Genomic DNA, 12,326 nt, shown 5'->3' with positions numbered 1-12,326 from the left:
AACGGGTCCGGCGCAGCCGGGCATGGTGCAGGGGCGGGAGCGCTTGTGAGAGGGGCAACCCCGCTCAACCCTTGCCGCGGAGGACGTGAACGTGCATAGACCGCGCCCAGAGATGCCGCTGATCGAGGAGCCGCGCCCCGTGACCCTGACCTATACCCCGGAACAGATCGAACGCCTGTTCACCCGCACCGATGGATCCTATGCCTTTGCGCGTTGGGGGCGTCCAATTGCGCCGATTGTTTTTGGTGTTGAAGACGCCACTTTGATCACCGTCAAAAGCGCCGTTGAGGCGGTGGCGACGCTGGCCGGGCACCAGATGGCGGAAACCGATCCTGAACTGGGCGCGAACCTCATGGTCTTTTTCTTTCGGGACTGGACTGAGCTGCTGGCCGTGCCGGATCTGGACCGGATGATCCCGGACCTGGCGACATTGGTGGGCAAGCTATCCAACGCTCAGGCAAGCCAGTACCGTGCCTTCCGCTTTGATGATCAGGGCGCGATCCAGGCGGCTTTTGTTTTTCTCTGCATGGACAGAGATCTGGTCAAGATCCCAGCCGAAACTTTGGCGCTGACCCAGGCGGTGCAGACCATTGTTCTGTGGGGCGATCAGGCCTTTGCCGAGACCTCCCCCCTTGCGGTCCTGCCGGACACCGGTGCGACGATCTTGCGGCCCGAGATTGCCGGGGTCATCGCCGCCGCCTATGATCGAATGATGCCGCCCTCGGCAGATGATGCCAGCCACGCCCTGCGCCTGTTTGCGCGCTTGCAAGCACCTGCGGGCAGCGGGGACGCAAAACCGGAGTAGCCAGAGCCATGCGCGCCTTTGTCGGACTGCCCCTGTCTGATCCGGATCTCGACCGGTTGGAAGACCTGCAGGCGGCTGTGCGCGTCGGGCGGGCTGTCGTCCCGGAAAATCTGCATCTGACCCTAGCGTTTCTCGACGAGCAAGACGTGGCAACGCTTGAAGCTCTGCACGCGGGTTTGGCGCAGATCGCGCTGCCTGCGCTCCCCCTTGTGGTAGATCATCTGGATGTCATGGGCGGTGCAAACCCGCGTGTGTTGTGTGCGATGGTGGCAGATGATCCGGGGCTGTCCGCGCTCCATGCCCAGGTGCGTTCCGCCGTGCGGCAGGCTGAGATTGATCTACCCCGTACACGGTTTCGACCCCACATCACGTTGACGCGCTTTCCCCGCCGGATGGAACCTGCAGCGCATCACGCGTTGGCGCAATTTCTTGGCGCCTCAGGTGCTGCGCGGCTGGAGCTTGCCCCCGTGACACGCTTTATCCTCTACCAATCGGTCTTGGCTCCCGAAGGGCCGACCTATATCCCACTGGCGGAATATCCGCTGGGCGGCTAAGACGCCTCGAACCGATCAAAAAGAGCCTTTGTGATGTCTGACACCCCGCTGCACCATTTCCCGATCCGCGTGTATTACGAGGACACCGACATGGGCGGGATCGTCTATCACGCCAATTACCTGCGTTTCATAGAACGCGCCCGCAGCGATTGGGTGCGCAGTCTGGGCGTTGATCAAAACGCCATGCGCGCGGCGGGTGAGGTCTATGTGGTGCGCCGGGTTGCGGCGGATTTTCTGGCCCCGGCCAAGTTTGACCAGGAACTGGTGGTCGAAACTGCGCCCCGAGAGATCACGCCTGCACGTCTCATTTTGAAACAAACGGTGAGGCGGGACGGGCAGGATCTGTTCACGGCAGAGGTCACAATCGTGGCGATTGCAGTGGAAACAGGCCGTCCCCTGCGGCTTCCGGCAGAGATTCGCGCATTGCGGTCACAAATTTAGGCGCAGGGCTGCTCTGCATAGCAATCGTCATTGAACTGGGTTAGTTTGGGATCAAATAAGGCCGAAATAGGGCCACCAAACGATAGAGCAGGTCTATGGAACATTCTTTGGCGCTGGCACAGGAGATTGATTTCTCCATGTGGGGGCTGTTTGCGCGGGCGACCGTGACGGTGAAACTGGTCATGCTGATGCTGATCATCGCATCGGTCTGGTCCTGGGGCATTATCATTCAGAAAATCATCACCTATCGCGCGGCCCGGTCCGAGGCGGCGCAGTTTGATATGGCATTCTGGTCGGGCAAGCCGCTGGACGGGTTGTTTGAAATCCTGGGCGCGAACCCAACGGGTCGATCAGAACGGATCTTTGCCGCCGGGATGAGCGAATGGCACCGCAGCCACCGCGACGACGGCGGGTTGATCGCGGGCGCACAAGCGCGCATTGACCGGTCGATGGATGTGGCCATCGCCAAAGAAGTCGAAGAGCTGCAAGGCGGCCTGTCAGTTCTGGCAACCGTGGGCTCTACTGCGCCCTTCATCGGTCTGTTTGGTACCGTCTGGGGCATCATGACTTCGTTCATCGAGATTGCAGAGCAGCAAAACACCAACCTGGCCGTTGTTGCCCCCGGTATTGCCGAGGCGTTGATGGCCACGGGTCTGGGGCTGTTGGCGGCGATCCCTGCGGTGATTTTCTACAACAAACTCAGCGCGGACAGTGACCGGATTGTGGGTGGCTATGAAGCCTTTGCGGATGAGTTTGCCACCATTCTCAGCCGTCAGCTCGACAGTTGATCGGGAGGTCTGACGATGGGTGCAGGGGTTCAGGCAAAAGCAGACGATGGCAATCGGCGACGCGGCCGCAAGCGGCGGCGGTCCCAGGCCATGGCTGAAATCAACGTCACACCGTTTGTGGATGTGATGCTGGTGCTGCTGATCATCTTTATGGTGGCGGCACCCTTGATGACCGTGGGCGTGCCGGTGGAATTGCCAAAAACCGCCGCGGGAGCCTTGCCCGGTGATGACGAGGAACCGCTGACCGTGACCATGACAGCCGCCGGTGAGGTGCAGATCCAGACCACCACCGTCGCACGTGACGACTTGGTTGTGCGCCTGCAGGCGATTGCCGCCGAACGCGAAAGCGACCGGATTTTCCTGCGCGCGGATGGGGCGATAGCCTATCAGGATGTGATGCAGGTGATGGGGGCGCTGAACGCCGGGGGCTTTGCCAATGTGGGTCTGGTGACCGACACCGGCGGCCCTGCTTTGGACGGCCGCGACGCGGCGGGTCAGTAACGGGGCTACGGGGTGCAGACCGGAACCAAAGTCTCACTCGCTGCGCACAGTCTCTTGATGAGCTGGGTGGTGTTTGGCGCGTGGTTCCCGTCGGAGCCACTGCCGAGCCAAGTGCAGGAAGTCAGCCTGATCAGCGCGGCAGAGTTCGCGCGCCTCAGCCAAGAGGTTGCAGCGCCCGAGTTGTCGGCGCAACCTGCGACCTTGGCTGTGCCCGATGCGGCCAATTTGCCCGAGGTCACATCGCCTCTGCCCGAGACGACAGATGTGACACCGCCTGATCCGGTCTCCGCAGTTGAGCCCGACCCCGAGGTGGTGGACCGCCCCGAGCCGATTGCAGAACAACAGCCCGAGGCCCTGACAGAGATCACGCCACCCACGCCGGTTGAAGTGCCCGACTTGCCAACGCCGCCAATCCGTCCGGCAGAACGTCCGGATGCGGGCCAACAGGTCGACCGGGTTGCGCCGGTGCCGGTGGCACCTCCGCCGCCAGATGTTGCACCGGATGAGGTCGCCCAGCCCGAGATTGCTCCTGACGAAGGGGCCGATACCCCGCAAGAGGTCCAGGAAGCCACCGCGCCCGAGGCCGCGAGCGACCGGATTGTAACCGAAGAAAATGAAAGCGACGCGCCAGCGGCAAGTGCCGCGCCAACCCTGTCGGTGCGCCCCAAGGCGCGTCCGCGCAGGCCGGACCCCGCGCCAGAGCCCGAACCCGCGGTGGCCGAAGCCACGCCCGAGCCTGAACCAACGCCAGAACCCGAGGCCCCAAGCGCGCCAGAGCAGCCCGCAGATCGTGCGGATGCAGTGGGGGATGCGCTGGCCCAAGCGCTGGCAGGTGGCGCCGAGGTTGAGGCGCCCGAACCCTCTGGCCCGCCGCTGAGCGCCGGTGAAAAGGACGCGCTGCGGGTTGCGGTTTCCAGTTGCTGGAATGTGGGATCACTTTCTAGCGAGGCCTTGCGAACAACGGTGATTGTTGGTGTATCCCTGTCGCAGGACGGTAAACCAGATGTGGGCAGCATCAAGATGTTGTCCAGCTCGGATGGGTCGGCGGCGGCTGCGAGACAGGCCTATGAGGCCGCGCGCCGCGCCATCATCCGTTGCGGGGCAAAAGGCTTTGACCTTCCCCCTGAAAAATACGCGCAATGGCGCGATATAGAAATGACGTTCAATCCAGAAAGGATGCGCATCAGATGAGACAGTTTCTGGCAGGCTTGTTGATCGGGGCTGCGGCTCTTCTGCCCGCAGGTGTTGCGATGGCGCAAGACGGGCCGTTGCGGATTGAAATCACCGATGGTGTGATCGAGCCTTTGCCCTTTGCGGTGCCGGATTTTGTCGCCGAAACGGGGACTGCGGGCGAGCTTTCTGCCCAGATCGCGCGCGTGGTTGCGGCTGATCTTGCAGGCACCGGACTGTTTCGCGAAGTGCCCGCCAGCGCGCATATCTCCCGTGTCACCGATTTTGACGCGCCGGTGCAATATGCCGATTGGAAGGCGATCAATGCCCAGGCTCTGATCACCGGCGGTGTCAGTGTTAATGGCAACCGGCTGACGGTGCGCTTTAGCGGCTATGACGTCTTTAGCGAAGACATGCTGGGTGAGGGGCTGCAGTTTTCCGGCACCACCGAAGGCTGGCGTCGTATGGCCCACAAGGTGTCCGATGCGATCTATTCCCGGATCACCGGCGAAAGCGGCTATTTCGACAGCCGAGTGGTGTTTGTCAGCGAAAGCGGGCCTAAGAATGACCGCCGCAAACGGCTGGCGATTATGGATTATGACGGGGCGAATGTTCAGTATCTGACCAATTCGTCGGCCATCGTTCTGGCACCGCGGTTTTCGCCCACTGGCGACCAGGTGCTGTATACCTCTTACGAAAGCGGGTTCCCGCAGGTGCATGTCTTGGACGTGGCGCGCGTGCAGCGTCGGATCCTGTCGCCGGATGACGGTATCATGAGCTTTGCGCCGCGTTTTGCCCCCGATGGCAAGACGGTTGTGTTCTCCCAGTCCCGGGGCGGCAACACAGATATTTACCGGATGGATATCGCCAGCGGTAACCTGTCCCGCCTGACCAGCGCGCCGTCGATTGAGACCGCGCCGTCGTTCTCGCCGGATGGAAGCCAGATCGTGTTTGAAAGCGACCGCTCTGGCAGCCAGCAGCTCTATGTGATGGCCGCAACCGGTGGTGAGGCGCGCCGGATCAGTTTTGGCAACGGACGGTACGGCACGCCGGTCTGGTCGCCGCGCGGGGATCTGGTGGCCTTTACCAAACAGAACCGGGGCCGTTTCCACATTGGTGTGATGCGCACGGATGGCAGCGAAGAGCGTCTGTTGACCTCATCCTTCCTGGATGAGGGGCCGACCTGGGCCCCCAATGGGCGGGTGATTATGTTCACCCGTGAAACCCAAGGTGCCAGCGGGCGGGCGACGCTTTATTCGGTTGATATTTCGGGGCGTAACCTGAAACCGGTGCGCACACCGGATGGTGCGTCGGATCCGGCCTGGTCGCCGTTGCAGAATTAAGGCGATAGTTCGCGATCCCGGACATTCGGGGCGCGGTGAAGATAGTTAACGGTTGCGCGCTGTGTTAGGGTAGCAACCATAAAGCAAACAGTAAGACACAAAGGTGAGGCATATGGGGATCAGTGGCATGAAGCGGGCAATCTGCCTGGTCGCAGCTTTGGCGGTTTCGGCGTGTAGCAACGCAACCGGTTGGCGCGATGATGGATTTGGTGGCAGCGGCAGCGGTGGCGCAGGCGCCAGTGCAGATGGCGGTCTTGGCGCGGGGGCATTGGCACCCAACAGCCCGGCCTATTTCCAGCAGACCGTGGGCGACCGGGTGTTGTTTGCGGTGGACCAGCATGAGCTTGGCGCCGGTGCCCAGACCACATTGGCCGCGCAGGCCGGTTGGTTGGCTGCAAATCCGGAATACACCATCACCATCGAGGGCCACGCGGACGAGCAGGGCACGCGCGAATACAACCTCGGCCTTGGGGCGCGCCGTGCAAATGCTGCGCGTGAGTATCTGGTCGCCAACGGTGTGTCGCCGACCCGGATCAAAACCGTCAGCTTTGGCAAGGAACGCCCGCTTGAGATCTGCTCGGCCGAGGCATGTTATGCGCAAAACCGCCGTGCGGTTACTGTGATTGCGGGCGGTTTCACCAGCTAGGAGCACTGAACGATGCGGCTTTTTCACTCTCTTGCGCTGAGCGTTTGTATTGCGCTGGCCGTTCCGGCCCAGGCCCAGGATGCTGAGACACTTGCAGATATCCGCCAGGAGCTGACGGTCCTGAATGTCGAGATCCAAAAGCTCAAACGTGAGCTGTCCACCACCGGCGCGCCTGCGACCAATTTGGTCGGCGACACGGTGCTGGAGCGGGTCACCGCGATCGAGGCTGAACTGCAACGGATCACGTCCAAGACCGAACAGCTGGATCACCGGGTCAACCGGGTGATCGCGGATGGCACCAATCGGATTGGCGATCTGGAGTTCCGTCTGGTGGAGCTGGAAGGCGGCGACATCAGCCAGCTGGGGGAGACCTCAACCCTTGGCGGTGACGAGGAAGCGACAGCCCCTGACGAAGTGGTCCCAGAAGACAGTACCACGGGTGAGGAACTGGCAGTTGGTGAGCGCAGTGATTTCGAAGCCGCCGCACAGGCGCTGACCGATGGTGAATTTGCAGCGGCGGCGGAAAAATTCGCGCTGTTTAATGAAACCTATCCCGGCAGCCCCCTGGCGGCTGAGGCTGCATTGCAGCGTGGCAAAGCGCTGGATGGTCTTGGCGATACCCGCGAAGCGGCACGTGCCTATCTGGCAGCGTTCAGCGGCAATGCATCCGGGCCACAGGCACCGCAGGCGCTGTTTGAACTGGGGTCTGCACTTGGTCGATTGGATCAACAGGAACAGGCCTGCATTACTCTGAGCGAGGTTGGCGTGCGCTTTCCCGTCTCCCCCGTGGTGAATGAGGCCGAGGCAGAAAGGGTGAAGCTCGCGTGCCCCTAAGCTCGCGCACTTCACGCCCAGACAAGCCCTCTGCCGAGGCTGCAAAGCAAAAGCTGATGGCCGCAATCCACGACGCGCTGCCCACCTTGCCGGCCCAAATCGGGGTGGCTGTGTCGGGCGGAAGTGATTCACTTGCCCTTCTGTTGGGCCTCAGCGCGGCATTTCGTGAACGCGACGTCAAAATTTTTGTCGCAACTGTGAACCATGGTTTACGTCCCGAAGCCGCAGATGAAGCGGAAGCCGTTGCAAAATTTTGTCGCGACCTTGGCCATTCACACACCGTTCTGAATTGGGACGCGCCCCATGATGAGGGCAATGTGCAGGGCCGCGCGCGAGCGGCACGTTTTGACCTGCTGAGCAAATGGGCGATCCAAAACAAGATCTCGATGGTTGCGCTTGGCCACACCGCCGATGATCAGGCTGAGACGGTTTTGATGCGTCTGCGGCGCGAGGCTGGCGTCAGTGGTCTGGCAGGAATCCCCGAGCGGCGCGTACACGGAGGGGTGGAGTTTATCCGCCCGGTTCTGACTGTGCGCCGCGAAGAATTGCGCGCGGTTTTGCGTGGCGAAGGGTTGGATTGGATCGATGATCCCAGCAACGACAATGACAAATTCGAACGGGTGCGTACCCGCAAAGCCTTGGCGGTTTTGGAGGATCTGGGCGTCTCACCCCTTGCGTTTTCGACCGTGGCGCACAACCTGACGCAGGCGCGTAAGGCTTTGGAATGGTACAGTTTTCTAGAGGCTCGCGAGGTGTTGTGCGCGCAGTTTGGTGCGGTTTCCATCGCGCGCCGCGCCTTTCGCGTGTTGCCGACTGAGATCTCTCATCGCCTGCTGGCCTCCTCCATTCAATGGCTCACCGGTGAAGCTTACGTGCCACGACGACGCGCAATGACAGAGGCGCGCGAGGTGGTGAAACAAGGCGGCAGTCATACGGTTGCGGGTTGTCGGATCCTCGCAAAAGGCGAGCGCGCCTGGGTGTTTCGTGAGCACAATGCGCTGTGCACATCAGAGGTCGCGCCGGGGCAGGAATGGGATGCGCGCTGGCTGGTTTATGGCGGCGACACTGCCAACAACGCCATTCGTGTGCTGGGTCCCGAGGGGCTGCGGCACTGTACAAACTGGCGTGATTTCCACTGCCCACGCGAGGTTCTGGAGAGCACGCCGGCCGTCTGGAATGGGGATCATTTGGTGGCCGCGCCATCGGTTGGATTTGAAAATGGGTGGAAGGTTACCCTTACAAGATCCGACGAAGCGTTATACACGTCGTTTTTAACGCATTGAACCTCTGCTCAGTATCCCTATTTTAGAGACAAGGCAGAGCCGCGATCGCGTGCTTTGAAATTTTGGGAGATCTTTCCTTTGGGCAATGCAAGAAATATCGCCTTCTGGGTTGTTTTGTTTGTGCTGGTGATGGCGCTGTTCAACCTGTTCAGCGGATCCGGCAGCACGATGCAAAGCCGTGAGCGAACATACAGCGATTTTGTCGCTGCTGTGGACAATGGTGGCGTTGCCACCGCGACGCTGGACGGTGAGCAAGTGCGCTTTACCACCACAGATGGCCAGAACTATGTCACGATCAAACCGGTTGATGCCGAAGTGACGTCGATGCTGATCGCAGCCGGCGTTCCGGTGCGGGCCGAGAAGCAGCAACAATCCGGACTGCAGAGTTTTGTCATCACCCTGCTGCCGTTCCTGCTGTTGATTGGTGTCTGGGTCTATTTCATGAACCGGATGCAAGGGGGCGGCAAAGGCGGCGCTATGGGCTTTGGCAAGTCCAAGGCCAAGATGCTGACCGAAAAGCACGGGCGTGTGACCTTTGACGATGTCGCTGGCATCGATGAGGCCAAAGAAGAGCTGGAAGAAATCGTTGAATTCCTGCGCAACCCGCAGAAGTTCTCGCGCCTTGGCGGCAAGATCCCCAAGGGTGCGTTGCTGGTGGGCCCTCCGGGCACCGGTAAAACTCTTCTGGCACGTGCCATCGCCGGTGAGGCGGGTGTGCCGTTCTTCACCATCTCTGGCTCTGACTTTGTTGAGATGTTCGTGGGTGTTGGTGCATCCCGTGTGCGCGATATGTTCGAACAGGCGAAAAAGAACGCGCCCTGTATCGTCTTTATCGATGAGATCGACGCCGTGGGCCGCCATCGTGGTGCCGGTTATGGCGGCGGCAATGATGAGCGTGAACAGACCCTCAACCAGCTGCTGGTGGAGATGGACGGTTTTGAAGCCAATGAAGGCGTGATCATTCTGGCGGCGACCAACCGTCGCGATGTTCTGGACCCCGCCTTGCTGCGTCCTGGTCGTTTTGACCGGAACGTGACCGTTGGCAACCCCGACATCAAAGGCCGCGAGAAGATCCTGGGCGTACACGCCCGCAAGACCCCGCTGGGACCAGACGTTGACCTGCGCATCATCGCGCGCGGCACGCCGGGCTTTTCCGGTGCGGATCTGGCGAACCTGGTGAACGAGGCCGCCTTGATGGCGGCGCGCGTGGGGCGTCGGTTTGTGACCATGGAAGATTTTGAAAGCGCCAAAGACAAGGTCATGATGGGCGCTGAGCGTCGATCGATGGTTTTGACTGCGGAGCAGAAGGAAATGACCGCCTATCACGAAGCTGGTCACGCCTTGGTTGGCCTGATGCTGCCAAAATGTGACCCGGTCTATAAAGCGACGATCATTCCGCGTGGTGGTGCTTTGGGCATGGTGATGAGCCTGCCAGAGATGGACCGTCTGAACTGGCACAAGGATGAATGTGAGCATAAGCTGGCGATGACCATGGCCGGTAAAGCTGCGGAAATCCTCACCTTTGGCGAAGATCATGTGTCCAACGGTCCGGCGGGCGATATCCAGCAGGCAAGCCAATTGGCGCGCGCCATGGTGCTGCGCTGGGGCATGTCCGACAAAGTGGGCAATATCGATTATGCGGAAGCGCATGAGGGATATTCCGGCAATACCGGCGGCTTCTCGGTCTCTGCGAACACCAAAGAGATGATCGAGGATGAAGTGAAACGCTTTATCCAAGAGGGCTATGAGCACGCTTACAAAGTGATCTCGGAAAATAAGGAAGAGTTCGAACGTCTGGCGCAAGGCTTGCTGGAATATGAAACTCTGACCGGTGAAGAGATCAAACGGGTAATGCGCGGCGAGCCGCCGCATGCGGATGACGACGAGGATGACGGCGCGGATACGGGCAAGACCTCGGTCACGGCGATCCCGAAGGCGAAGACCAAGAAAAGCTCTCCTGATGGGGACATGGAACCAGAGCCAAGCAGCTAATCCTGTCATTGACTGGTGTTAGAATGAAAACCCCGCGCCATCGGCGCGGGGTTTGCTGTTTTAAGCGATGTCGCCCGCGAAATGCGGGACGACACGCCGATGGCGCGTGTGGCGAGGGCGGCGCATGGCGGGAACGGTGACTTTCGTGACGGAAACTGCGATGCGCGATGCTGCGGCTGCAGCTATTGATTTCGCGTAAGGCTGGGTCATGCTGTGGGGACAACAACCACAACACTTTGATCCGGGATACTGTCATGAGTCAGAAGTCAGACATTGAAATTGCCCGCGCGGCGGCCAAGAGACCGATTGTAGATGTTGCCGATCAATTGGGGATCGCGGCGCAATATCTGATCCCCTATGGGCATGACAAGGCCAAGGTGAGCCAAGACTTTATTCAAGGTTTGAATGGGCGTGAGAATGGCAAGCTGATCCTGGTCACTGCTGTGAGCCCGACACCGGCGGGAGAGGGGAAGACCACCACCACTGTTGGGCTGGGCGATGGGCTGAATCAGATTGGCAAAAAGGCGATGATTTGTATCCGCGAAGCCTCGCTGGGGCCGAATTTCGGGATGAAGGGCGGTGCTGCAGGCGGTGGCTATGCGCAGGTCATTCCGATGGAAGATATGAACCTGCATTTTACCGGTGACTTTCACGCCATAACCTCGGCCCATTCCCTGTTGTCGGCGATGATCGACAATCACATCTATTGGGGCAATGCGCAGGAGATCGACACGCGGCGGGTTGTTTGGCGGCGGGTGGTGGATATGAACGACCGGGCTTTGCGGCAGATCACCGCCTCGCTTGGGGGCGTGTCCAACGGGTTCCCGCGTGAGACAGGGTATGACATCACCGTCGCCTCGGAAGTGATGGCGGTTCTGTGTCTGGCGCGCGACCTGGAAGATCTGGAGCAGCGGTTGGGGCGGATCATCGTGGCCTACCGGCGTGACAAGACTGCGGTTTATGCGCGTGATATCAAGGCTGAAGGCGCGATGGCGGTCTTGTTGAAAGACGCGATGCAGCCCAATTTGGTGCAGACCCTGGAGCACAACCCAGCCTTTGTGCATGGGGGGCCGTTTGCCAATATCGCGCATGGCTGCAACTCGGTCATGGCCACCACGACGGCCCTGAAACTGGCGGATTACGTGGTGACCGAAGCGGGATTTGGCGCTGATCTGGGTGCCGAGAAGTTTATGAATATCAAATGCCGCAAGGCTGGGTTGGCCCCCTCGGCCGTGGTGATCGTGGCCACCATCCGTGCGCTCAAGATGAACGGTGGCGTCGACAAAGGCGATCTGGCGCAGGAAGATGTGGCGGCGGTGGAGCGCGGCTGTGCCAACCTTGGCCAGCATATCGACAACGTCAAAGGGTTTGGCGTGCCGGTGGTGGTCGCCATCAACCATTTTGTCGCCGACACTGACGCGGAAATCGCCGCCGTGCAGGCCTATGCTGAGACCCACGGGGTTGAGGCCGTGGTCTCTCGCCATTGGGCGCAGGGCGGCGCGGGCGCTGCAGATCTGGCGGAGAAAGTGGTGGGTTTGGTGGATGCGGACAGCAGCCAATTTGCGACGCTTTATCCCGATGATATGCCGCTCTTTGAGAAGATCGAGATCATCGCCAAACGTATCTATCGCGCGAATGAGGTTGTCGCGGACAGCACGATTCGCAACCAGCTGAAGGAGTGGGAAGCCGCCGGTTATGGCGATTTGCCGATTTGCATGGCCAAGACGCAGTACTCGTTTTCAACAGACCCGCAACTGCGCGGCGCACCCACGGGACATTCGGTGCCGCTGCGCGAGGTGCGCCTGTCGGCGGGGGCGGGATTTGTGGTAGCGATTTGCGGTGAGATTATGACCATGCCGGGGCTTCCACGCCACCCGGCGGCGGAATCAATCCACGTGAACAATAAAGGAGACATCGAAGGCTTGTTCTGACCGGGAAATTGGGTCAGATGCGAACGCGGGTTTTTTAT

12 protein-coding genes are annotated in these 12,326 nt (G+C 60.4%); all 12 read left to right on the top strand.

Features of this window, described 5'->3' with window-relative positions:
• Positions 1-112 precede the first annotated feature (112 nt).
• The 12 genes from KMP13_RS03805 to KMP13_RS03750 all read left to right on the top strand — a co-directional run bounded on the left by KMP13_RS03805 (position 113) and on the right by KMP13_RS03750 (position 12,288).
• Positions 113-805, top strand: coding sequence for a hypothetical protein (locus KMP13_RS03805; RefSeq protein ID WP_215264279.1), 693 nt, complete (start codon positions 113-115; stop codon positions 803-805).
• Positions 806-813: 8 nt separating this feature from the next.
• Positions 814-1,359 carry an RNA 2',3'-cyclic phosphodiesterase gene (gene thpR, locus KMP13_RS03800; RefSeq protein ID WP_215264232.1) on the top strand — a complete coding sequence of 182 codons (546 nt, stop codon included), beginning with the start codon at positions 814-816 and terminating at the stop codon, positions 1,357-1,359.
• Between the two features lie 33 nt (positions 1,360-1,392).
• Complete coding sequence (gene ybgC, locus KMP13_RS03795; protein ID WP_215264231.1) at positions 1,393-1,800, top strand: tol-pal system-associated acyl-CoA thioesterase; 408 nt, start codon at positions 1,393-1,395, stop codon at positions 1,798-1,800.
• A gap of 95 nt (positions 1,801-1,895) precedes the next feature.
• The gene (tolQ, locus tag KMP13_RS03790) at positions 1,896-2,588 is read left to right on the top strand and encodes a protein TolQ (RefSeq protein WP_215264230.1); all 693 of its coding nucleotides are present in this window, start codon (positions 1,896-1,898) and stop codon (positions 2,586-2,588) included.
• Positions 2,589-2,603: 15 nt separating this feature from the next.
• Positions 2,604-3,089 carry a protein TolR gene (tolR, locus tag KMP13_RS03785; protein ID WP_215264229.1) on the top strand — a complete coding sequence of 162 codons (486 nt, stop codon included), beginning with the start codon at positions 2,604-2,606 and terminating at the stop codon, positions 3,087-3,089.
• Positions 3,090-3,101: 12 nt separating this feature from the next.
• Positions 3,102-4,280 (top strand): energy transducer TonB, encoded by a 1,179-nt coding sequence (locus tag KMP13_RS03780; RefSeq protein ID WP_215264228.1) that lies wholly within the window; start codon positions 3,102-3,104, stop codon positions 4,278-4,280.
• Positions 4,277-5,602 (top strand): Tol-Pal system beta propeller repeat protein TolB, encoded by a 1,326-nt coding sequence (gene tolB / locus KMP13_RS03775; protein ID WP_215264227.1) that lies wholly within the window; start codon positions 4,277-4,279, stop codon positions 5,600-5,602. Before KMP13_RS03780 ends, tolB begins: the two co-directional genes overlap by 4 nt.
• A 118-nt stretch (positions 5,603-5,720) precedes the next feature.
• Positions 5,721-6,248, top strand: coding sequence for a peptidoglycan-associated lipoprotein Pal (pal, locus tag KMP13_RS03770; protein ID WP_215264278.1), 528 nt, complete (start codon positions 5,721-5,723; stop codon positions 6,246-6,248).
• Positions 6,249-6,260: 12 nt separating this feature from the next.
• Positions 6,261-7,082 carry a tol-pal system protein YbgF gene (gene ybgF, locus KMP13_RS03765; protein WP_215264226.1) on the top strand — a complete coding sequence of 274 codons (822 nt, stop codon included), beginning with the start codon at positions 6,261-6,263 and terminating at the stop codon, positions 7,080-7,082.
• A 56-nt stretch (positions 7,083-7,138) separates the two neighbouring features.
• Entirely contained in the window at positions 7,139-8,365 is a 1,227-nt protein-coding gene (gene tilS / locus KMP13_RS03760) for a tRNA lysidine(34) synthetase TilS (protein ID WP_215264225.1), read from the top strand.
• Positions 8,366-8,443: 78 nt separating this feature from the next.
• A complete protein-coding gene (gene ftsH, locus KMP13_RS03755; protein WP_215264224.1) occupies positions 8,444-10,357 on the top strand; it encodes an ATP-dependent zinc metalloprotease FtsH in 1,914 nt (637 codons plus the stop codon).
• Between the two features lie 254 nt (positions 10,358-10,611).
• Entirely contained in the window at positions 10,612-12,288 is a 1,677-nt protein-coding gene (locus tag KMP13_RS03750; RefSeq protein ID WP_215264223.1) for a formate--tetrahydrofolate ligase, read from the top strand.
• Positions 12,289-12,326 lie beyond the last annotated feature (38 nt).

This window comes from Epibacterium ulvae, from assembly GCF_018678075.1.
Lineage (GTDB): Bacteria > Pseudomonadota > Alphaproteobacteria > Rhodobacterales > Rhodobacteraceae > Epibacterium > Epibacterium ulvae_A.
The sequence above is the reverse complement of the archived record's forward strand: the minus strand, read 5'-3'. Positions and strand labels throughout refer to the sequence as shown.